This is a genomic window from Paenibacillus sp. FSL R7-0216, from assembly GCF_037969915.1.
Classification (GTDB): domain Bacteria; phylum Bacillota; class Bacilli; order Paenibacillales; family Paenibacillaceae; genus Fontibacillus; species Fontibacillus rhizolycopersici.
Genome location: NZ_CP150222.1, coordinates 3284578 through 3307414, shown reverse-complemented (window position 1 = coordinate 3307414; position 22837 = coordinate 3284578). Strand labels below are relative to the sequence as shown.

Here is a 22837-nt window from a genome sequence, read left to right as displayed (position 1 = left end):
TTGAGTATAGCAAAATGCGCCCGGAATGCAAGCGAATGACGACGGTTTTACGCAAAATTGACGTTATGCGGGTTAATTTGCCGGCGAAAACGGACAGAATGAAGAGGGAAGCCGTGATCGGAAACTAGGAGAGGGGGACTTTTCGTGGAACTGACAAGCGGAATCGCGCGAAAAAAACTGCTGAATCCCACGTTTGCCAGCCTGTGGCTCATCATGTTTTTGGTGGAATTTGTCAAGGGGGCGCTGATCGTATCCATCCTTCCGGTCTATATGGGGGATGTCCTGAGCCTGAGCGCGTTTGCGATTGGTTTGTCTTTTTCGATGCAGTATATCGGGGATAATTTGTTTCGTAGCCCGGCGGGCTGGCTGATCGAACGGATCGGCTTTCGCCGAACGATGAGCTTGGGGCTATGCATCACGCTCGGCGCCGTGGCGGTGATCGCGTTCCTGCCCACCATGGGGTTTCTGGTGCTTGGCTGCGCACTGTTAGGCATCGGTACCAGCCCGCTTTGGCCTTGCGTATTGATGGGGATTACCGCGGTCACGGAGGAGAATAACAATTTCGCGACGGCGATGGGCGTCATTCAGATCTCCAGCCTCGGCGGAACCGGACTCGGTCCCGTTATCATCAACTTTTTTTTGCATGATTCCTATCGGCCGGTCTTTTGGTTCCTACTTGGATGTATTGCGTTTGTCGTTCTAGTATCGTTGTTGTTGCCGGGAAAAAAGGGCGGTTCCACCGCCGCGGGAACGGCGAAATCCGCCATCCCCGGGGAGGCATCCCCCTTCGCCAAGCGCGGGGGGGTGTGGAGCCAAATGCGTGCCTCCATTCGCCATATTCGCACGCACTTGAACGTCAGCCCGCTGTTGTACCCGGCGCTGTTCCTTCAATCGTTCGCCGTCGGGCTGTTGACGCCGGTCATCACGCTGTACGTCCGCACCGAGCTCGGGCTGTCTCCGGAGACCTTCAGCGCTATGCTTGTCATCGGGGGCGGGATCACCGTCTTGGGGCTGATTCCGATCGGCAAATTGGTCGATCGCTTGGGGACGCGCTGGTTTTTGCATATCGGCTTCGCCCTGGCGGCGACCTCGATCGGTTTGTTTGCCCTGTCGCGGGAGGTATCGCTCGTTTGGCTGTTTGTCATCCTGATCGGTTGCAGCTACGCGTTTATCCTCCCGACGTGGGATACGATGATCTCGCATATGCTACCCAGCGGCGAGAAGGGGACGGTCTGGGGCCTGTTCCTGACGATTCAGGGCTCGGGCATGGTCGCTGGGCCGATCATCTCCGGCAAAATGTGGGACCTGATCGGCCCGACTGCCCCGTTTCTGGCCAGCTCGGCGATGATGGCGCTGCTCTTCTTCCTGCATATCGGCCTTGTGCGCACGCAAAAAGCCTCCCCGAAGATATAGATCGGGGAGGCTAAATGCGCAGTAATGGCCAGGCACGCAGCCGAGCTTTAAAACGCGTTCTTATACAGCGGAAGCAGCGTCTGAAACGTCTCTTGGACCGTGCGTATCAGTTGGGTCCCGTCGGACACAAGAGGGTCGTTCCGGTCGAGTCGCAGCCCGCACAACGCTTCGGATTTTTTCACCGTCTTCAGTTGCTCGGCCCAGGCTTTCAATTGCTTGGCGTCGGCTTCCTGGTGCAACGTACCGCCCGGGCTCATATGGTCTAGGGACCAGTAAAAGCCGTCCGGAATCGTCTTCTTGATCTGGGCCGCCTGCTTGTCCAAATAGTTTGCGAACACCGATTTATTTGGGCTTTCGTAGATGACGGCGAAAATAATAAATAAGTGAGTGGAGAACATCCCCACTTGGAAATGCGGCAACGCTTTATACCCGCGTTTGCTGGCCGCCCAGGCGACCCAGGTGTCATTCGGCGGGTTCACCGTCCGGCGGGCATGCTTGGCGACATGCGGGAACATCTCTTCTCCGCATAATGCGGACAAGAAGGGAGCCAGCTCCGTGCCCAGCGTCTCCAGCTTCGGTCTGATGCGGCTTATGATCGCTTCCATCCGGGGCTCCAGGCCGGGGACGGTTAAGGCGTCGAAATCTGGTGTCGTAAATCCTTCAAAGGACATCGATGAATACCTCCAACTCGAGCATGAATCTGACTCTGGTGTGTTTGGTTTGTAACGGTACCAGTATATCATAAATTTGCGCGTCATCCGCGGCCCGTTCAGGGTAAAAATAATCAATAAACCAAGTTCCATTACATAAGATGGAGTATAAGATAAGGTAAACCGTTAGGAGGGAGTGCCGTGAACAAAAGTTACGAAGTGGAATACTGCAACCTGGAACTCCGATTCGACCGCCGGCACATTCAACAATTGATCCGCGACTTGATCCAAGACGGGTATTCTTTATATTGGAGCGAAAACGAAACTCTCTTTATCATCTCGGTCCGTACCGGACGTAAGCTGACCAAGCTGCGGTTTCAGCGTCTTCCCAAAGGATACAAGCTGGTGGGTGATTACTTGATCCGGGATGCCAAGCTGGCCGAATGGCTGGAGAAGCTGATTGGGGATCTACGCGGCCATGCGGTGGTCAAGCGGTTCAAGGATCGTCAAATCTTGGTCGAAAATATTTTGTTTGGTGAAGTCATTCGCCTTGTCGAAATCTCGGGGATGGAACATCGCGTCATCTATCAAAAGGGACCGGTCCTCGACACGGCGCAGATGGCCGAAATGTACGCTTCCGAATCTGCGGAACAGCAGTTGGCCCATCTCCAGGAGGAATTGGATGCCGAGCTGGAACGGTTGTTCGAAGCGATCCAGCAAGGAGATGCCGAAACCTCCGAGGCTTGCAAGGAGAGGCTGCGCAAGCTACGGCTCGAATTGCTCCGTCTTGAATGGTAAGCGCTAAATCCGCCCATCCTAGAGGAGTGATTATTTGCCTCGCTGTCGGCACAACCCATACGAGAAAATTGAAAGGCAAGTCCTTGGCTCCCACGGCGTTGGGGGTTGTTTTTTGAGCGAAACGGCGCAGGGTTCACTTCTGTACACAAAAGAGTTAAAATGATACTATTGAAAAAAATATAGTGTGCAAAGGATGGAGACCATGTCAAAACAACAAATCGGCGTCATCGGCCTGGCCGTCATGGGCAAGAATTTAGCCCTTAATATTGAAAGCCGGGGCTTTACCGTGTCGGTATTTAACCGCTCCCCGGAAAAAACGCATGACCTGCTCGATAACGAAGCCAAAGGCAAGAACCTGGTCGGCACGTTTTCCGTCGAAGAGTTCGTGAACTCGCTGGAAACGCCGCGCAAAATTCTTATCATGGTACAAGCCGGTCCGGCCACAGACAGCACGATCGAACAATTGCTGCCATACCTGGATCAAGGGGACATTATCATCGATGGGGGTAACGCACACTTCCCGGATACGCAGCGCCGCAGCAAAGAACTGGAAGCTAAAGGATTCCGCTTTATCGGTACAGGGGTATCTGGCGGTGAAGAAGGCGCCTTGAAAGGACCAGCCATCATGCCGGGTGGCCAAGAATCCGCTTATAAGCTGGTTGAACCTATTTTGACGGCAATTTCCGCAAAAGTGAACGGCGATCCTTGCTGTACATATATTGGTCCGGACGGAGCCGGACATTACGTGAAAATGGTGCATAACGGCATCGAATATGGCGATATGCAGCTGATTGGCGAAGCCTACCATCTGTTGAAAGACGTGCTGGATGTTGATGCGAAAGAACTGCACGAGATTTTCAGCGAATGGAACAAGGGCGAGCTGGACAGCTACCTGATCGAAATTACCGCCGACATCTTCTCGCAATACGATGAGGAAACCGGCAAACCGATGGTAGACGTCATCCTGGACGCTGCCGGTCAGAAGGGTACTGGGAAATGGACAAGCCAAAGCGCGCTTGATTTAGGCGTACCGCTGTCCATGATCACCGAATCGGTCTTCTCCCGTTTCCTCTCGGCAATGAAGGAAGAACGTGTTGCGGCCAGTAAAATTCTGAACGGACCTGCGAAGAAGACGTTTAACGGCGATAAGAAGGAGTTTATCGAGAACGTCCGCAAGGCACTGTTCGCTTCGAAGATCGTCTCGTATGCCCAAGGATTTGCGCAAATGCGTTCCGCTTCGGACGAATACGGATGGGATTTGAAATATGGCAACATCGCGATGATTTTCCGCGGCGGCTGCATCATCCGCTCCCAATTCCTGCACAACATCAAGGATGCTTACGATCGCGATCCTGCGTTGAAGAACCTGCTGCTTGACCCTTACTTCAAAAATGTCGTGGAGAGCTACCAAGACGCATGGCGTAATGTGGTATCCGCGGCTGTGGCGAACGGGATTCCGGTGCCGGGTTTTGCGAGCGCGCTGTCCTACTACGACAGCTACCGCACGGAACGCCTGCCGGCCAACCTGCTGCAAGCGCAGCGCGATTACTTCGGGGCCCACACGTTCAAACGTGTCGACAAGGAAGGCGTCTTCCACCATCAGTGGTTCTAAGCCGAAGAACGGATCACGAGGAAGCCGGAGGGACGGGAACGTCTCTGCCGGCTTCTTTTTGTGTTGAAAATGGATCGGCCTGTGTTATGATATGAAAAAGTTTACTCTGAGCGAGTTCTCAACAAGCTGAACAGAGCAAGTAGGTGAACGAACACATGAATCAACCGCTAAATAATATCGTGCTGATCGGCATGATGGGCACGGGGAAGTCGACCGTGGGTTCGTTGTTGGCGGCCGAAACCGGCCTTGCGCTCGTCGATCTCGACCAGCGGATTGTCGAGGAAGCCGGACGGACGATCCCGGACATTTTCGCAGCCGAAGGGGAAGCTTATTTTCGCGAGCTGGAATCCGCGATCTTGCGGAGTACGCTGCAGGAACGTGGCATTGTGCTGGCGACCGGCGGCGGCGCCGTACTTCGCGAGGAGAACCGCCTCGTGATGCGGGAAGGTGGCCTTGTGGTCGCGCTCCAAGCAACCGCGGAGGAGATTGTCGCGCGGGTCGGAGAAGATCCAGGTCGACCGCTGCTGGCTGGAGGCGCGAAGGAGCGGGTGATCGCTCTTCTGGAGGAACGGAAAGACGCTTATGCTTTTGCCCATCTGACCGTCGATACATCGGGGAAAAGTGCGGAACAAGTATCGGATGAGATTTTAACGCATTACCGCGGTTCTTGATCAATCACAATAAAGGGGAATGTGAACCATATGGACGTTATCGTAAAGCCAACGCCGGAGTTAAAGGGCGAAATCGGAGCATTATCTTCCAAAAATTATACGACCCGTTACTTGCTGGTTGCCGCTCTGGCGGAAGGGACAAGCACCGTTTATTATCCGGCGCATAGCGAGGACAGCGACGCCATGCGCCGCTGCATCGCCGATTTGGGCGCGGTATTGGAAGAGGACGAGGAGAAGATCGTCATTACCGGTTTTGGGCGTCGGCCGAAGGACGTCAAGGAGTTGAATGTCGGCAACGCCGGTGCGGTGCTGCGATTCCTTATGGCGATTGCGGCGTTGTGTCCAGAGGTGACGTTCGTGAACACCTACCCGGATTCGCTGGGGAAACGTCCGCATGACGACCTCATCGACGCGCTGGGGCAACTGGGCGTGGAGGTTAGCCATAATGAAGGCCGGCTACCGATCACGATTAGCGGAGGAACGCCGAAAGGCGGGAAAATCCGCGTGTCCGGTTCGGTCAGCTCCCAATATTTGAGCGCTTTGTTATTCCTGACTCCGCTGCTTGCTGAAGACAGTGAAATCGAAGTGTTGAACGACCTGAAATCGAAGGTGGTCATTGGGCAAACGCTAGAGGTGTTGGAGCAGGCCGGGATTGTCATTCATGCCAGCGATGATTACATGCATTTCCGTGTACCCGGTGGGCAAAGCTACCAGGCGAAGACGTATACGGTGCAGGGCGATTACCCCGGTTCGGCGGCGATCTTGGCTGCAGCCGCGGTGACGAAGTCGGACGTTAAGGTCCACCGTCTTGCGGAACGCAGTAAGCAAGGCGAACGTGCCGTCGTGGACGTCCTGCAGATGATGGACGTGCCGTTATCCCATCAGGACGGTACGGTGCACATTCAAGGTAACGGCCGTCTTCGGCCGGTGGAATTCGACGGTGATGCAGCGACCGATGCCGTGCTGGCGATGGTAGCGGCTGCGGTGTTTGCCGAAGGAACGTCCCGTTTCTATAACGTAGAAAATTTGCGTTATAAGGAGTGCGACCGGATTACTGATTTTTTGACCGAGCTGAAAAAAGCGGGAGCGAACGTGGAGGAACGCCAGGCCGAAATTATCGTGCATGGCCGCCCGTCCGGATTGGAGGGCGGCGTGACGATCAATGCACATTACGACCATCGCGTCATTATGGCGCTGACCGTCGTAGGCCTGCGCTGCCGTCAACCGCTGGTGATTAAGGATGCGCATCACGTGGCCAAATCGTATCCGCAATTTTTTGACCATATCGTCTCGCTTGGCGCATCCGTGGAACGGGTAGAATAAACTTGAACTAAGACGCAAGGCGCTGGTTTGGGACCGGCGCCGGCAAAGGAGGCATTTCAAATGGCATTTGAAAATCCAAGCCGTGAGGAAATCAAAGAAATTCTACTGAGCGCCGGGAACATTGCGGTTGTGGGACTGTCGGACAAAACCGACCGAACCTCATATATGGTAGCCCAAGCGCTGCAAAATAACGGCTACCGCATCATCCCGGTTAATCCGACGGTAAGCGGCGAAATCCTGGGTGAGAAGGTGTATCCGAGTTTGTCGGACATCCCCGAACCCGTGGATATCGTAAACGTGTTCCGCCGCAGCGAGCAGACACCGCCAGTGGCGGAGGAAGCCGTGAAAATCGGCGCCCGCGTGCTTTGGCTGCAGCTGGGGATTGTGAGCGAGGAAGCGTACGAAATCGCCTCGAAAGGCGGTCTGACCGTGATTATGGATCGCTGTATCAAGGTTGAGGACAGCATCTTGATCGGAAAACGAAGTTAAATGTAGCGAGGCCAATAGGACCCGTCCGCAATCGGAGGGCCCTTTTTTGGCTTCTCGTTTTTCCTTTGACAAATTTGAGGGGCTAGGATTACCATAATGAAATAGATAGAGGGCATCCTACAGAGGAAGTTCAAAAATCATCAAAGTTGATTTTTGAACTCTATTTTAATGTGCCTTGAACAGGAACTTACAAGCAGGACTAGGGGGTCACTACATGATACAGGGGATCGGAGCAGCAGCTGGCGTCGCCATCGGCAAAGCTTTCGTGCTGCCCGCCTGGGAATGGGACGTACCGGATCGCCGGATGGAAAAGGTGGATCTCGCTAAAGAATTCGAGCGGTTGTACGAAGGCATTCGCACGTCTAAAACCGAAATCGAAGTGATGAAGAACGAGATTAAAGAGACGGTGGGTGCGGAGGAATCCGGCATCTTTGACGCTCACCTGGCTATCCTGGAGGATCCCGTCTTTATGAGCGAGATCCGGGGGATCATCGAACGCCAGTACAAGGCGGCGGAGGTTGCTGTTAAGGAAGCGATCGACCATTTTGTAACGATGTTTGACCTGCTGGACGACGAATATATGAAAGAACGGGCGCTCGACATCAAGGATGTCGGCAACCGTCTGCTCAAGCATCTGCTCGGGACGCCGGACATCACGCTGCCGGCGGATACACAGCCGTACATTTTGGTGGCCAAAGAGCTTTCACCCTCCCAACTGGTCCATTTGAATCCGGACAACGTGCTGGGTATGGTCACGATGGCTGGCGGCAAAACTTCGCATTCGGCGATTATGGCTCGGGCGCTGGGGATTCCGCTAGTTTCAGGTCTGGAGAACAAGTTGGTTGAGCCGCTGCAAACCGGCGACATGTTGGTGATCGACGGGGACGAGGGATGGGTGTATCTCAATCCCGAACCGGCGATCGTGACGCGCTTTACGGAGCTGGCGGAGAAACAACGCCGCCGCAAGGAGCAACTGCAGCTGTTAGCTGCGGTTGAAGCGATAACCAAAGATGGCGTACGCATGCGGCTCGCCGGGAATATCAGCTCCGTCAAGGATTTGGAGCTGGCTTTGAAGCACGGTGCGGAAGGCGTTGGCTTGTTCCGTACGGAATTTTTGTATATGGACCGGTCCACTTTCCCTGGCGAAGACGAGCAGTTTGAGGTGTATAAACAGGTCGCGGAGAAAGCCGGGCCGCATCCGGTCGTCATCCGGACGCTGGACATCGGCGGCGACAAGCAGTTGGAATACTTCGAGCTTCAGGAAGAGGAGAATCCGGTGCTGGGCTACCGGGGGATCCGCATCAGCCTGGACAGCCGCGAGCTGTTTCGGACGCAGCTTGCCGCCGTTTTGCGCGCCAGTGCCTACGGCAAAATGAAGATCCTGTATCCGATGATCTCTTCGCTGGAGGAAGTCCGCGGGGCGAATGCGATTCTGGAGGAAGCCAAGCAGGATTTGACCCGGCGCGGACTCGCCTATGATCCGGAAATTCAGGTTGGCATTATGATTGAAATTCCGGCCGCGGCGGCGATTGCCGATCTGTTGGCGCAGGAAGTGGACTTCTTCAGCATCGGCACCAACGACCTGGTCCAGTACGTGCTGGCCGTCGACCGGATGAACGAGAAGATCGCCCATATGTACCACCCGTTCCATCCGGCGGTATTGCGTCTGCTGCGACAAACAGTGCAATCGGCCAAAGAGGCGGGCATCACCGTCAGCGTCTGCGGCGAGATGGCCGGGGACGAGAAAGCGGTGCCGTTATGGCTGCATCTCGGCGTCACCGACCTGAGCATGTCGCCGCAGGCCCTGCTGCGAGTGAAGCACCGCGTCTTGAACTCCGATTCGCGGGAGAGCAAGGAAGTGGGCGCTGCCTGCTATCGCTTATCGACCAGCGATCAGGTCGAATCCGAGCTGGTACGTTATGCGCATGAGCTGGAACAAGAACGGTTGGGCAAATAACAACATAAGCCGTCCCTGGGGTCAAGAGTGAGTGACTCCAGGGACGGCTTGTTGCGTTTCAGACCTGCACTTTTACATTTGGCGGGAGCAGGAACGGCGCGGGGAACCTTGCCCGGTGCGTCGTAAGTCATGTCCAAATCATGTCACGCCATTTCATGGCAGAGCGGAGTCGGGACGAGACGAGACGACTAACGCAGATCAGCCACCGCATCCACGAACGCTTTGCCGTAAGCCGGCAGGTCCGGTGGACGGCGGGCCGAGATGATGTGCCCGTCCACGACGACGGGCTCGTCGAGCCAGATCGCGCCGGCGTTCTGCATATCGTCGCGGATACCCGGCGTGGACGTTACGGTCACGCCCTTCAAGATCCCGGCGGAGATGAGCACCCAGCCGGCGTGGCAGATTTGCCCGATCGGCTTCTTCGCTTGGTGCAGCTCACGGACGAGCTGCAGCACCTTGTCGTAACGCCGAAGCTTGTCTGGCGCCCAGCCGCCGGGGACAAGAATCCCATCATACGCGCTGGCATCGATTTCCTCAAAGGCAAATTCCGCCTCGGCGGGGACGCCGTATTTGCCGATGTATTTTTTCCCTTTCACCGGGCCGGCTAAATGCACCTCAGCCCCCTCTTCGCGAACGCGGTAGATCGGGTACCATAGCTCCAAATCTTCAAATTCCTCATCCACCAGGGCAATAATTCTTTTGCCAGTTAATCTCAAATCCAACTCCTCCTGTCTTTTATGGTACTTGACGAAAACTCGATTCAATATTTTAATTGTATCAAAAATGATAACTATTACTATGCCCGGCGGTTTCTGAAACCTTTCCAATTATGGCAATTTAAAGTATCTTTCGCCAACAGAAGGAGATTCTCGCAAGCGGGTCGAATAAGATCATTATTCATAAAATTTATCGAATCAAAAAAATGCAAAGGACTAAGATGAGGTGGTACTGTGCGAAAGCACTGTCATTGCGGGCAAATGATGAACCTAGGCTTCAGGCTGGTCATTTTTGAAGGAATCTATGAAATCGACCGCGTTCCCATTTACGAGTGCGAGGATTGCAGCTATTATGAGGTGCTTCCGGAGGTGAAGTCGGATCTGACGGACTTGTTGGCCGAACTCAAAAAAGAGCAGCCTAACGGCCGCGTGTATTTTACCGAGATGAACGAGCTGGCTGACCTGATATTCGCCATCTACCGTCAGTGGAATCGAACCGAGAACGCTTCCTTCGAGAGTCTGTTGGAGCAGCAATGCGAGGAACGAATCAATCTCCTGCTGGACTTGTACGGCGGGGCCAAGAACATCGGCGATTTGGATTGGATGAACGAGATCTCTAAACGCCTCTCTCAATTATCTAAATATGTCAAGAATCGACAACTTTCCAGAGCCAATTGACGATTTTGCTCGATTTTTGCAAATCATTTTGTAAATGATGTTGTATTTTCATTTCTCTTTTTGTTAAGATATCAACAGAACATCTGGAGATTCTTATTCGCACAAAAGGGGATGAAATGTTATGTCCACATGGATGAGAATACAATCGATCCAGGAGCTGAATGATGCTTTGGTACGCTCCTCAAGCCAGCCGCTGCTGCTGTTTAAGCACAGTACCCGCTGCCCGATCAGTGCCGGGGCACATAAGGAAGCGGAGGCGTATTTGAACGGGACTCCGCGCGAAGACGTTACATACGGGCTGATTTACGTCATTGAGAACCGGGACGTATCGAACGAAGCAGCCGAACGGCTTGGCGTCAAGCATGAATCCCCTCAAGCCATCCTGATCAAGGAGGGACAAGCCGTCTGGCACACGTCTCATTCTAAGATCACGGAGACCGCGCTGCAGGAGATTTTACGCTGAGTGAAGCGTTATCATTGCATAAAGTAGTATTTTGTCGTATCATAAATTTAATTGAAGCTCTGGAACTTTACCGGATGAACGAGTGAAAATCTATTGGCAATGGAGAGAAGAATGTGACGGTTACCATTTACGATGTGGCACGTGAAGCAGGCGTCTCGATGGCCACGGTTTCCCGGGTTGTCAACAATAATCCGAATGTGAAGCCGCAGACCCGGAAAAAGGTTTACGAAGCGATAGAACGGTTAGGCTACCGGCCCAATGCCGTAGCCAGGGGTCTTGCCAGCAAGAAGACCACCACTGTAGGTGTGGTCATCCCCGATATTTCGAATTCGATCTTTGCGGAAATCGCTCGGGGCATCGAAGATATTGCAAACATGTATCACTATAACATTATTTTGTGTAATGCCGACAAGCGCAAAGAGAAGGAGATTCGCGTCATCAACACGTTGCTCGAGAAGCAAGTGGACGGGCTCCTCTTCATGGGCGGAACCGTAACGGAGGAACATATTCAAGCGTTCCAGACGTCCGCGGTGCCAATCGTGCTTTGCGCAACGAGTGACGAGAACGGATTGTATCCTTCCGTGGATATCGACCACGAAGCGGCGGCTTTTGACGCGGTCAGCACGCTGATCCGTCATGGACATCGCGAGATTGCGATGATCAGCGGAACGTTGCAGGATCCGGCGAACGGTTATGCGAGATTCCAAGGGTACAAGCGCGCGTTGGAGACGGCGGGCATTCAGTACCAAGAGGATCTGGTGCGGATTGGCAACTATCGTTATGAATCCGGTGTGGAAGCGATGAAGTATTTCCTCGGGCTGAAGAAGCGGCCGACAGCGATCTTTGCGGCAACGGACGAAATGGCGATTGGCGCGATTCACAGCATTCAGGACGAAGGCTTGAAGGTGCCGGACGACTTCTCGATTATCAGCGTTGACAATATCCGTATGGCTTCGATGGTTCGCCCTCAGTTGACGACGGTCGCTCAACCGATGTACGACCTCGGTGCGGTAGCGATGCGTTTATTGACCAAGCTGATGAAGAAGGAAACGGTTGAGAACCCACGGGTGATTTTGCCGCACGAAACGATTTTGCGGTTGTCCGTTAGCCACGTCTAAGGGCTTAGCTTCGGGTATCTTGCAACGTTGGGTATAGAGAGATAAGCTACACATAGAAAATATATATGAAAAAGGTTAACTACGGATAAAAAAGCTCCTTATTTTAAGGAGCTTTTTTGAGTATTCGGGGACAATAATTCTGCCCGCACGATGGACGGGAGAATAGGAGGGAGAGGCTGACATGAATCAAACGATAGGCCTGATGGGGGCCATGGATGAAGAAATCGCATTGCTTCTCGAAAAGGTAGAGCGTCAGGAAAAGGTTGACGCCGCAGGAGCCACTTTCGTCAAGGGCATACTGCACGGACGGGATGTTGTCGTGTGTAAATCCGGCGTCGGCAAAGTCAATGCCGCAACCACAACGCAAATCCTGATCGATCGCTTTGGAGCGGAAACGGTCTGGTTTACCGGAGTGGCCGGCGCGGTGCACCCGAATTTGAACGTTGGCGATATCGTCATTTCGTCGACTTGCTTGCAGCATGATATGGATGTTCGGCCGCTCGGCTATAAGCGCGGTATTACGCCGTACCAGGACGTCTCCGACTTTCCCGCTGACCCTGCCTTGATCCGCTTGGCAGAAGACGCCTGCGCCCGTCAGTGCACGGATCATCATTACCGGGTGGGACGGGTGCTGTCCGGTGACCAGTTCATCGCGGATCCGGAATTCGTTGGCTCTGTTCTGTACAAGGAGCTGGACGGCGTTTGCGTCGAAATGGAAGGGGCGGCGCTCGCACAGGTATGCCATCGGAACGGGGTGCCATTTATTGTACTTCGCTCTATCTCGGATAAGGCGGACGGCTCCGCCGACGTGAATTTTGCCGAGTTTACCGCACTGGCCGCCCGGCGTTCGTTTGCCATTCTAAACGATATGGTAGAGCATGCCGGCGAGTTAAAATGAAAAGACTTTGGGTGAGGTAAGCAACCTCACCCAAAGTCTTAGGGATAATCCTGTAAAGCGACCGCGAGAGTCTCGCGGTTTTTTGTCATGATTTCCGTTCGGCGGGGGATGCCCTCCCAATGGGACAGGTCGTCAAGCCAAGCGACGGGAAGCTCGAATGGAGTCTGCGACTGCCAGCGATCCATCCAGGCTTGCGGCAGCGGGAGCAGCGGGTCTTGGCGCAGGGCGGCAGTTAGCGGATGATCGCTCATCTCCAGCCACAGTAAGCTCCAGGCGCGGGGAACGACCCGCCAGAAATCGTAACCGCCGCCGCCCATGGCGACCCAGCGGCCCTCGCAATACGTATGGGCCAGCTCATGCAGGATCGCCGGCATATCTCGGTAGATCGACATGCTGCAGTGCATGTGCGACAGCGGATCCAGCGCATGGGCGTCACACCCGTGCAGGCTGACGATCAGATCCGGCTGGAATTGTGCGGTTAGCCGCCGGATGGACTCCTCGAAGCATTCCATCCACGAGGCGTCTTCGGTATAAGGCTGAAGCGGCAGATTCATGCAAGCGCCGTAGCCTTGATGTTCGCCGCGCTCCGGCAGGAAACCGGTACCCGGGAACAAGTATTTCCCCGTCTCATGGATAGAGTAGGTGCACACATCAGGGTCTGAATAGAAGCTCCATTGGACCCCGTCTCCGTGATGGACATCCGTATCGACGTACAGAACGCGTGCGCCGTAATTGCGTCGGGCATAATCGATAGCCACCGCGGCGTCGTTATAAACGCAGAAGCCAGCCGCTTTGGCCGACAGGGCGTGATGCAGGCCGCCGCCGAGATGCAGCGCATGCGGACTGGAGCCGGAGAGTACGGCCTCCACGGCCGTAATTGTCCCTCCGGTAACCCAGGCGGCCGCTTCGTGCATGCCGGGAAAATATGGCGTGTCTTCGTCCAGCAGCCCAAACTGCTCGCCGCGCGAAATCCAGTCCGCTGTGGGGGTCGGGCGGCTCAACTGCTTAACGGCTTCAACATATGCCGGCTGATGGATCCAGAGCAGCTCTTCGTCGGTCGCCGGCCTCGACAGGCGCATTTGCTGCGGCGTCAGTGCGCCGATCTCCTGCAGCAAATCCATCGTCAATTCCAGCCGGATCGGATGGAACGGATGGCCATCGTGAAACCGGTAGTTCATCGCCTGTTCATGGTGGACAAATAAAGCGCTTCCAGGCATGGATTCATCACGCCTTCCTGTATACTGTCAGTACATAAATCGCTGCTGAAAACGAATCCGGTCAAACTGCTCCTCGGAGGACAAGGGGACCTCCTTGCCGATGCGAACCATCAGACAGTTGGCGGGATGGGAGCAAATTTCCGGGTCATCGGTGGCGTACCAGACCATGTCGACTGTCTTCATCAGCCGCTCCATCATGGTGCGGTAATCCCATACGGAGAGACCGCTCTTTTTCAAATCCCAATGCCAATAATATTCGGTCGTAAAGACAATGTATTTCTCCATCTGACCGTCCTCGAACGCCGTGCGGATCATCTTCGATCCGAGCCCGAGAGAACGGTAATCATCAGCAACTTCGACCGCTCCGAGCTCGATGAGATCGGGCATGTGGCCTTGCGACCATCGTTCCATTTCGTCGGGATAATGAAAGGTGACATACCCGACGATGGTCGAATCCTCGCGGGCCAGGATGATGCGACCTTCCGGAAGACCGGCGATTTCCACCAGTGCGGCGTGTTGATCAGCCGGTTTGCGGAACGCATCCAGATCGGGATGCATCTTTAAGGTTTGGAGATGGGAAGGGGATACGGGACCTTCCACAACGATTTCACGATTCTGATGGGGCAGGGTGTGGCGGATATACGTTTTTTGGTGTTCCATGGAACCGCCTCCTTTGCTCGTTCCCCTCACTTATAACAGAAAAATGAAAATTTGAAAAGTGTAGCCTGTGCGCGAAAACGTGTGCTATAATGTTCTCCGACATAAATTATTCACATTTTCAGGCCGTGCGTGTGATCGTTGTACTCGAAATACCGCCTCAAATCGCTTGAGTTCTGTCGTTGCTTTTTCGATCAAAACGGATGCCCTCACCCATGACGCTGAATGAAGCTCTCAACTTACGCTGCTATGTATCCGTTTTCATAAACTTTGATCTATTGCTTGGAGATTTCCAAAGATTAAGGGAGGATGAAACGATGAGTCAACTGCAAGGGGAAGTCATTTCACCGGGCGTTCCGTCGTCCAACATGGGCAGCTACGAAGAGGCGTATAAGAATTTTCAATGGGAGGATGTTGAGAAGCAGTTCTCCTGGTACATCACAGGCAAAGTCAACATGGCCTATGAAGCGATCGACCGCCACGTTGATGCAGGCAAAGGGGCGCGTGTGGCGCTTCAATTCAGCGATCCCTCGCGCGAGGAGTCATATACGTACGAGGACATGCAGGGGCTGACGAACCGGTTTGCCAACGTGCTGCGTAAATGCGGTATCACGAAAGGCGATCGGGTATTCGTCTTTATGCCGCGGACGCCGGAGCTCTACGTGAGTGTGCTGGGCACGCTTAAGGTCGGCGCGGTCGTGGGGCCGCTGTTCGAGGCGTTTATGGAAACGGCAGTTAAGGATCGCCTGGAGGACAGCGGGGCGGTTGCGCTGGTCACGACGCCGGCGTTGCTGCCTCGGGTGAAGCGCGAGGAGCTGCCGACGCTGCGGACCATCATCGTTGTAGGTGACGAGGTGGCGGCCGGGGACGGAATCGTCGATTATAAGGCGGAAATGGAAGCCGCATCCCCTGAGGCCGAGATCGAGTGGGTGAATCGCGAGGACGGCCTGATTTTGCATTATACGTCGGGTTCGACTGGCAAACCCAAAGGCGTTTACCACGTTCATAACGCGATGATTCAGCACTATCATACCGGCAACGTTGTGCTGGACCTGAAGGAAGGGGACGTCTATTGGTGTACGGCGGACCCGGGATGGGTCACCGGGACGTCCTATGGCATCTTTGCTCCGTGGCTGCATGGCGTGACCAACGTTGTCCGCGGCGGGCGCTTCAGCCCGGCCGACTGGTATGAGACGATCCAAAAGAACAAGGTAACGGTCTGGTACAGCGCACCTACGGCATTTCGGATGCTGATGGGTGCGGGACAGGACGTTATTAAGCAATATGATCTGTCGTCACTCCGCCATGTCATGTCCGTTGGTGAACCGCTGAACCCTGAGGTAGTGCGCTGGGGGATGAAGGTGTACAATCATCGGATTCACGACACGTGGTGGATGACGGAGACAGGCGGTCAGCTCATCTGCAACTATCCGTCGATGCCCATTAAACCCGGTTCCATGGGTAAACCGGTGCCCGGCATTGAGGCGGCGATCATTGACGAGAACGGCAAGGAGCTGCCGCCGTACCGGATGGGTAACTTGGCCATCCGCACGCCGTGGCCGTCGGTCATGCGGCTAATTTGGAACAACGCGCCGAAATACGAGGAGTATTTCCGCATCCCGGGATGGTACATTTCCGGCGATACGGCTTACATGGACGAGGACGGCTACTTCTGGTTCCAGGGCCGGATCGACGACGTGATCAATTCCTCAGGCGAACGGATTGGACCGTTCGAGGTCGAGAGCAAGCTCGTTGAGCATCCGGCCGTCGCGGAAGCCGGGGTGATCGGCAAGCCGGATCCCGTGCGCGGGGAGATCATCAAAGCGTTCATCTCGCTGCGTGAAGGTTTTACGCCGTCCGAGGAGTTGAAGGCGGAGATCGCCAAATTCGTCAAGGAAGGGCTGTCCGCTCACGCCGCTCCGCGCGAAATCGAGTTCAAAGATAAGCTGCCCAAGACCCGCTCCGGCAAAATCATGCGCCGCGTGCTCAAAGCCTGGGAGCTCAACCTCCCAGCCGGCGACTTGTCGACGATCGAGGATTGAAGTCGGTTGATCTATAGCAGGAGTCCCCTCAAGCGAAGGCTTGGGGGGACTCTTTTTTTTGCGGGAAAGCGATCTCTGTAGCCGAATCGAGATTATATTCGAAAAACCGAACATATTCGCTCAATTCAGGCGGATTTCTCTCAATATATATGAAATTTCATACATTATTGTCCCTTTGGAGCGCCAATCTCAAGATTTTATATGAAAAATCAATCATATTACCGCTAAACCGGTGGTTGGCTGTGAATTATGTTCGAAAAATCATATATAATCGCTCAAATCAGGTGGATTCCTCCCAATAGATATGAAATTTCATATATAATCATCCCTTTGAAGCCCAACCTCGAGATTGTATATGAAAAATCGAATATATTTCCTCCAGACGGGGGGGCGCAGCGAATTATGTTCGAAAAATCATATACATTCGCTGGATGGAGGAGGTGGATTGATTTTTCAGTTTAATGACACTATTTAAACCACAAAAAAGCAGCAGGCTCACACCTGCTGCTTTTTGCTGCTTACTTACTATACTGCACCGGCGCCGACGGCGGGGATTCGCCCAGCACGTTGACGGCGGTGACCTGGATCCAGACGGAGCTGGAATCGGTTTTGAACGAGAAATGCGCGTCCGAAGTGGAACCTACCTTCGTGTAGGAGCCGCCTTGGGCATCGGACACGTAGACGTTGTAGCTCGTCACGAGGTCGAGGGCGCCGTTCGCGTCCCAGCTAACGGTGAACCCGCGGTCGTCCTTCTTGACGCTCACCTTGGCAGGCGAAGCGGGGAGCGGACCGCCTTCACCATTGTCGCCGATCGTACCGTCGTTGCTGCCGCCCGGCGTTTCACCGCTTGGATCCGGCGTCGAACCGCCGTCCGGGAACACGCCGCCGCCAAAGGCGCTAACGATCGCGCTTGGCGCCGATTCCTTGCCGGCCACGTCGACTGCCGTGACGTAGTACGCCGTTGTGAAGCCGGCTGAGCCGCCGTCCGTTATCGCGGCTGGATCTCCAACCAGCGCCGCTTTCCCGGCGTACTGGAAGGTCACGCCGTCATCTGCACGGTACAATCGGTAACCGACGACGTCTTTCTCCGTATTTTCGCTAAATGTGATCGTGGCCGCCTCTCCGCCGCCAGAAATGGCGACATTCGCCGGGGGCGCCGGCGCTTGGCCGTCGTCAACCCGCGGATCCGGTTTGTAAGGCGCGTCTTCACCGGCATCCTTCGGCAGGTAGAAACTCAGCGGCTTGTGGCCGCCGGACATGCCGGCGAATGCTTGCTCCAGCTGTTCCTTGAGCAATTCGATCGGCGTCTCGCGTTTTACTACGACCTTCTCCCGCAGCATATCGGAAGGCGTCGTTTCGAGCGGTACATAGTTAATTCCTTCATACGTGACGTATTTGGCCCGGATCAGCACGTCGTCCGGCTCTGTCGGCACATACTTGGCGTTGAAAATATCCGTAACCAGTTTGCCGGCCTGCTGCGTTAATTGGGTCGGCAGTTTGCCGCTATACCCGGACACCGTTTTCGACACGATGCCGTCCGGTTTGGTGAAGGCTTCGGTCGCGAACAAATCCGGTTCATTTTCAGTCACTTCGTTCATAACTAGCGCCCAAATTTTGCGCGCCCGCGATTTGCCGGCATCCGACAGCGTGTTCACTGGCTCGCGGTAACCGATCCATACGCCGAGCGTGATGTCCGGCGAGTAGCCCATGAACCAGACATCGGCGTAGTTTTGCGTTGTACCTGTTTTCCCGACGACCGGGATTTTGCCATAGTTCTTGAAGTCGCTTTTGATCGATTTGCCGGTTCCATCCTTAATAACGGTGCGCAGCATATCGGTCATCAGGTAAGCCGTTTGCTCGGAAAATACTTGCTGCGGCTCGACCTCATGCTTATAGACGATATTCCCTTTGGCGTCGGCGATTTTCTCGATCATGTAAGCATCGGTGAACTTTCCGCCGTTAGCGATGGCACTGTACGCGTTGGTCAGTTCCTCGACGGTAACGCCATATTTCAAGCCGCCGAGCACGCCGGTTTGGGCGCTGTAGTCCTCGTCCTCCAACGTCGTGATTCCCAGCTTCTTAGCGAAGTCCCAGGCTTTGTCGATGCCAACGATGTTGTTAAACACGCGGAGTGCCGGGATGTTCCGGGATTCATTCAGCGCGGTCCGCGCCGTCACGAGGCCTTTATAGCCGCCGCTGGAGTTCACCGGGATGTGGAAGCCTTTTTGATAATCCTTCAAAATAATCGGTGAGTCGTCGATGATGCTGGCCGGCTGTACGAGCCCGGCATCGAGGGCCGGCAAATAAGCGGCGATCGGCTTCATCGTCGAGCCTGGCTGCCGTTTCATTTGCGTAGCATAGTTCATTTGCTCCGTGTAGAAGTCGCGTCCTTCGATCATCCCAAGGATCGCGCCGGTCTTATTATCAATCATCATCGAAGCGACTTGCTCCAGGCCTTTCTTCTCGCTCGGTGGCGAGAAATTGTCGGCGTTGTCCGACACCTTGTGCATGGAGTTGTAGACCTTCTTATCGATGGTCGTATATACCCGATACCCCCCGGTCAGCAGCTCTTGACGGGCTTCCTCAATTATTTGCGGATTTGCGGCGACCTCCTCTTTGGTCATCTCCGGATTGTTCAGCATCGCGATCACGATCGCGCCCTGACGTTCCGTCTCCAACATCAGATAAGGGAAGGTATCGTAAGCCTTCTTCGTTGGTTTGGCCAGCGAACCCTTGATGTCGAAGGCCAGCGCTTCGTCATACTGCGCCTGTGTGATTTTGCTCTCCTCGAGCATGCGCTGCAGCACCAGTTGTTGTCGTTTGACCGCCCGACCGAACGCCTCCTCGTTGAATTCCCCTTTACCGTTAAAAGCGGAATACGTCGAAGGAAGCTGCGGCAAACCGGCCAAATAAGCCGCTTGGGCAACATTCAGGTCCGCCAGATTGCTGACGTTAAAAAGACCCTTGGCCGCGGCTTTGATGCCGTAGACCTGATATCCGTTCGAACCATTGCCGAAAGGAACCTTATTCAAATAAGCCGTAATGATTTCTTCCTTGGATAAAAAACGCTCCAGCCGAAGCGCAAGCAGCATTTCCTTAACCTTCCGGTCCTCGGTCTTATCCAGGTTCAGGAACACGCGACGTGCCAGTTGCTGCGTCAGCGTACTGCCGCCGGTCTGCACGTCCTCATGGAGCAGGCGCTGCTTGACGGCCCGCAGCGTGCCTTTAAAATCGATGCCGATGTGTTCCTCGAAATGATTGTCCTCGATGGCGATCACCGCATCCAGCACCGTTTGCGGGATCTCCTTGTAAGTGACGGGGCGGCGGTCCTCTTCCGAACGAAGCTGGCCAATGGGTTGGCCGTCACGGAAATAGGCGAAGCCCGTCATTTCATTATGGTTGATTTTTGCTTCAATGTCGGCACGCGACCGTACCGGATCGTCTTTGACGATAGAGGATACGTATCCGAATACGGCCCCTCCGGCGAACAGCACTCCGGCAAATCCAAACAGAACGAGCCAACCCAATATCGCCCAGGCAATCCGGCCTTTTTTGCGCTTCCGAGCGGGTTTAGCGGGTTTTTCGCTCCGGGTATTGCGCCGCAGTTTGCCGGAGTTTTTGTCGTTCTCATGATCCATGCATGATCCTCCTTTATAAACAGCAACATTATAGCATAAAAAAGGGGATTTGGATGTTTTTTCAGCGTATTTTGGCGTCATATGGAGCCTTAATCGTGCTTATGACCTAGCTTTCGTAGGTTTGACTTTGCGAATGCATCTATGATATATATTATTTTAAATCGCATATCGACAAAAGGCTTGGAAAGACTCAGTAGAAGGCGGAATCCCGCTGCTCAGAGAATCGGTGGATGCTGCGAACCGAATGGGCGGATCCCTTTTGAAATACCGTCTGGAGCCGTCCGGGGGAACGCGCGGGAACGATCCGAAGCGCTAGTAGTCCGGTACCGGGGTATCCCGTTATTTGAATGAAGTGAAAACCGTGAACGGTCGTTCGCATGCTTGCGAGATCCAGGTAGCGGTTTTAATTAGGGTGGTAACGCGAGCGCTCCTTCTCGTCCCTTGGGATGAGAAGGGGCTTTTTTGTGTTTATTTTCATAGGCGTTAAATGAACAAATTCGATGGAGGTAGGAGCAATGAAGTGGGAAGAATTAAACGCGGCACAGCAGGCCGAGGTGGAACGGCAGATTCAGGTGATTTCCCGCGGCGTGGTGGAGATCGTGCCGGAGGATGAACTGAAGCAGAAAGTGATCAAGTCGGTTGTGACCGGCAAGCCGCTGAAGGTGAAGCTGGGGCTGGATCCTTCCGCGCCGGACATTCACGTTGGACATACGGTAGTCATGCAGAAGCTTCGCCAGTTTCAGGAGTTGGGACATCAGGTGCAACTGATCATCGGCGACTTCACGGGGCGGATCGGCGACCCGACCGGTAAATCGGAAACCCGTAAACAGTTGACAGAAGAAGATGTGCAGCGGAATGCGGAAACGTACCGCCAACAAATTTTCAAAATTTTGGACCCGGACAAAACCCAGGTCAACTTCAACTCCGAATGGCTGGCGCCGATGACGTTCGCTGATGTCGTCAAGTTGTCCGCCAAAGTCACCGTAGCGCGTATGCTCGAACGTGACGATTTCACGAAGCGGTACACCACAGGGCAACCGATCAGCATCCACGAATTCTTCTACCCGCTGATGCAGGGGATGGATTCGGTAGCGCTGGAGAGTGATATCGAGCTTGGGGGAACAGACCAGAAGTTTAACCTGCTCATGGGACGGACGCTGCAGAAAGAATACGGCAAAGACACGCAAGTCGCCATCATGACCCCGATCATCGAAGGTTTGGACGGCGTGCAGAAGATGAGTAAGAGCCTTGGCAACTACATCGGCATCGATGAGGCGCCAAACGAAATTTACGGCAAGGCGATGTCTGTGCCGGACGAGCTGATGACGAAATACTATGAACTCGTGACGGACCTGTCCTTGGAAGAGTTCGCAGCTCTCCGCGAGGGTCTTAAGTCGGGGGAAGTACATCCGCGCGACGCCAAAATGAGACTCGCTCATACGCTCGTCCGGATGTACCACGGCTCGGAAGCTGCCGATGCGGCGCAGGAGCATTTCGTGACCGTATTCCAGCAACGAGCGTTGCCGGAGGATATCGAGGAGAAGGAAGTTCCTGCCGCCGAGCTGGAGAATGGGAAAATCCGCTTGATCAAGTTGCTGACCTTGATCGAGTTTGCGGCCTCCAACGGAGAAGCCAAACGCAGCATCCAGCAAGGCGCGGTCAAGCTGAACGAAGAGAAGATCAGCGATCCGAACGCCGAAGTAGAGCTGGCAGGTGGAGAGATCATTCAAGTCGGGAAGCGCAAGTTTGCCAAGCTGCTAGTCAAGTAATTAAAAGAACCCCGAACCTTCAAGGAGGATTCGGGGTTCTTGTTATCGCCACGAAAAAACCGGCCCAGGTCGATAACGACTTGGGCCGGTTTGCGCTGTTGAAATCTTAACGGTTGTAGAATTCGACGATTTGTTTCTCGTCGATGTCTTGCGACAGTTCGGAACGTTCTGGCAAACGAATGTATCTGCCTTCCAGAGCCGTGTCGTTGAATTCCAGGTAAGCTGGAAGATGCGAACGGTTTTCCAGGGCTTCTTTCACAGAGGAAAGGCCGCGGCTTCTTTCACGAAGACTGATCACGTCGCCAAGGTTTACACGGTAAGAAGCGATGTCCACTTTCTTGCCGTTCACGGTTACGTGGCCATGGGATACGAGCTGACGCGCGCCAGCGCGGGAGTTCGCGAAGCCCAGACGGTAAACGAGGTTGTCCAAACGGCTTTCAAGCAAGAACATGAACGTTTCGCCCGCGATACCAGGCATATGCTGCGCTTTTTCGAACAGCGTGCGGAATTGCTTCTCGCCCAAGCCGTACATGTGGCGCAATTTTTGTTTTTCGAGCAACTGTGCTCCGTAGTTACTTACTTTTCTGCGTTGGTTAGCGCCGTGTTGACCCGGAGGGAACGGACGCTTCAAATCTTTGCCTGTACCGCTCAAGGAAATGCCAAGACGGCGGCTGAGTTTAAATTTAGGACCAGTGTAACGTGCCATTGTATAGGTAGACTCCTTTGTT

General features: G+C 54.3%; 19 protein-coding genes and 1 other annotated feature. Of the genes, 13 read left to right on the top strand and 6 right to left on the bottom strand.

Going from position 1 to position 22837, the window contains the following annotated elements; genetic code table 11:
* Window positions 1-144 precede the first annotated feature (144 nt).
* A complete protein-coding gene (locus tag MKZ15_RS15070; protein ID WP_339816721.1) occupies window positions 145-1413 on the top strand; it encodes an MFS transporter in 1269 nt (422 codons plus the stop codon).
* Window positions 1414-1460: 47 nt separating this feature from the next.
* Here the strand turns inward: MKZ15_RS15070 and MKZ15_RS15065 are convergent, their stop codons facing one another.
* Window positions 1461-2084, bottom strand: a complete 624-nt coding sequence (locus MKZ15_RS15065) for a DUF1054 domain-containing protein (protein ID WP_339816720.1) — start codon at window positions 2082-2084, stop codon at window positions 1461-1463.
* Window positions 2085-2264: 180 nt separating this feature from the next.
* Here MKZ15_RS15065 and MKZ15_RS15060 point away from each other — a divergent pair, with 180 nt between their 5' ends.
* The 6 genes from MKZ15_RS15060 (at window position 2265) to ptsP (ending at window position 8913) form a co-directional block, all read left to right on the top strand.
* Window positions 2265-2861 (top strand): hypothetical protein, encoded by a 597-nt coding sequence (locus tag MKZ15_RS15060; protein ID WP_213622571.1) that lies wholly within the window; start codon window positions 2265-2267, stop codon window positions 2859-2861.
* 202 nt (window positions 2862-3063) lie between these two features.
* On the top strand, window positions 3064-4473 hold the full coding sequence (gene gndA / locus MKZ15_RS15055; RefSeq protein ID WP_339816719.1) for an NADP-dependent phosphogluconate dehydrogenase: 1410 nt from the start codon (window positions 3064-3066) through the stop codon (window positions 4471-4473).
* Between the two features lie 155 nt (window positions 4474-4628).
* Window positions 4629-5144, top strand: a complete 516-nt coding sequence (locus MKZ15_RS15050) for a shikimate kinase (RefSeq protein ID WP_213622570.1) — start codon at window positions 4629-4631, stop codon at window positions 5142-5144.
* A 30-nt stretch (window positions 5145-5174) separates the two neighbouring features.
* Window positions 5175-6467 (top strand): 3-phosphoshikimate 1-carboxyvinyltransferase, encoded by a 1293-nt coding sequence (gene aroA / locus MKZ15_RS15045; protein ID WP_155608779.1) that lies wholly within the window; start codon window positions 5175-5177, stop codon window positions 6465-6467.
* Window positions 6468-6527: 60 nt separating this feature from the next.
* Window positions 6528-6956 carry a CoA-binding protein gene (locus tag MKZ15_RS15040; protein ID WP_339816717.1) on the top strand — a complete coding sequence of 143 codons (429 nt, stop codon included), beginning with the start codon at window positions 6528-6530 and terminating at the stop codon, window positions 6954-6956.
* Window positions 6957-7170: 214 nt separating this feature from the next.
* Window positions 7171-8913 (top strand): phosphoenolpyruvate--protein phosphotransferase, encoded by a 1743-nt coding sequence (ptsP, locus tag MKZ15_RS15035; RefSeq protein WP_213622568.1) that lies wholly within the window; start codon window positions 7171-7173, stop codon window positions 8911-8913.
* 188 nt (window positions 8914-9101) lie between these two features.
* Here the strand turns inward: ptsP and MKZ15_RS15030 are convergent, their stop codons facing one another.
* A complete protein-coding gene (locus MKZ15_RS15030) occupies window positions 9102-9629 on the bottom strand; it encodes a type 1 glutamine amidotransferase domain-containing protein (protein ID WP_155608782.1) in 528 nt (175 codons plus the stop codon).
* 234 nt (window positions 9630-9863) lie between these two features.
* Between MKZ15_RS15030 and MKZ15_RS15025 the strand changes: the two genes are divergently transcribed.
* The 4 genes from MKZ15_RS15025 (at window position 9864) to MKZ15_RS15010 (ending at window position 12786) form a co-directional block, all read left to right on the top strand.
* Complete coding sequence (locus MKZ15_RS15025) at window positions 9864-10307, top strand: hypothetical protein (protein WP_193419059.1); 444 nt, start codon at window positions 9864-9866, stop codon at window positions 10305-10307.
* 121 nt (window positions 10308-10428) lie between these two features.
* Entirely contained in the window at window positions 10429-10770 is a 342-nt protein-coding gene (gene ytxJ / locus MKZ15_RS15020; protein WP_193419061.1) for a bacillithiol system redox-active protein YtxJ, read from the top strand.
* 113 nt (window positions 10771-10883) lie between these two features.
* On the top strand, window positions 10884-11888 hold the full coding sequence (ccpA, locus tag MKZ15_RS15015) for a catabolite control protein A (protein ID WP_059043810.1): 1005 nt from the start codon (window positions 10884-10886) through the stop codon (window positions 11886-11888).
* Window positions 11889-12069: 181 nt separating this feature from the next.
* Window positions 12070-12786 (top strand): 5'-methylthioadenosine/adenosylhomocysteine nucleosidase, encoded by a 717-nt coding sequence (locus MKZ15_RS15010; RefSeq protein ID WP_339816713.1) that lies wholly within the window; start codon window positions 12070-12072, stop codon window positions 12784-12786.
* A 38-nt stretch (window positions 12787-12824) separates the two neighbouring features.
* Here the strand turns inward: MKZ15_RS15010 and MKZ15_RS15005 are convergent, their stop codons facing one another.
* Both MKZ15_RS15005 and MKZ15_RS15000 read right to left on the bottom strand, forming a co-directional pair.
* A complete protein-coding gene (locus MKZ15_RS15005) occupies window positions 12825-14003 on the bottom strand; it encodes an acetoin utilization protein AcuC (RefSeq protein WP_339816712.1) in 1179 nt (392 codons plus the stop codon).
* A gap of 27 nt (window positions 14004-14030) precedes the next feature.
* Complete coding sequence (locus MKZ15_RS15000) at window positions 14031-14663, bottom strand: GNAT family N-acetyltransferase (protein ID WP_193419065.1); 633 nt, start codon at window positions 14661-14663, stop codon at window positions 14031-14033.
* A 314-nt stretch (window positions 14664-14977) separates the two neighbouring features.
* Between MKZ15_RS15000 and acsA the strand changes: the two genes are divergently transcribed.
* Window positions 14978-16702, top strand: coding sequence for an acetate--CoA ligase (acsA, locus tag MKZ15_RS14995; RefSeq protein ID WP_339816711.1), 1725 nt, complete (start codon window positions 14978-14980; stop codon window positions 16700-16702).
* A 518-nt stretch (window positions 16703-17220) separates the two neighbouring features.
* Here acsA and MKZ15_RS14990 read toward each other — a convergent pair.
* Window positions 17221-20340 carry a transglycosylase domain-containing protein gene (locus MKZ15_RS14990; protein WP_339816709.1) on the bottom strand — a complete coding sequence of 1040 codons (3120 nt, stop codon included), beginning with the start codon at window positions 20338-20340 and terminating at the stop codon, window positions 17221-17223.
* Between the two features lie 172 nt (window positions 20341-20512).
* Window positions 20513-20785, top strand: a binding site (T-box leader).
* Window positions 20786-20855: 70 nt separating this feature from the next.
* On the opposite strand from MKZ15_RS14990, the gene tyrS reads away from it, so the two are divergent.
* Window positions 20856-22109: a tyrosine--tRNA ligase gene (gene tyrS / locus MKZ15_RS14985; protein ID WP_193419069.1), complete on the top strand. Its 1254-nt coding sequence runs from the start codon at window positions 20856-20858 to the stop codon at window positions 22107-22109.
* Window positions 22110-22215: 106 nt separating this feature from the next.
* Here tyrS and rpsD read toward each other — a convergent pair whose 3' ends face one another.
* Window positions 22216-22815, bottom strand: a complete 600-nt coding sequence (gene rpsD, locus MKZ15_RS14980) for a 30S ribosomal protein S4 (protein WP_155605556.1) — start codon at window positions 22813-22815, stop codon at window positions 22216-22218.
* Window positions 22816-22837 lie beyond the last annotated feature (22 nt).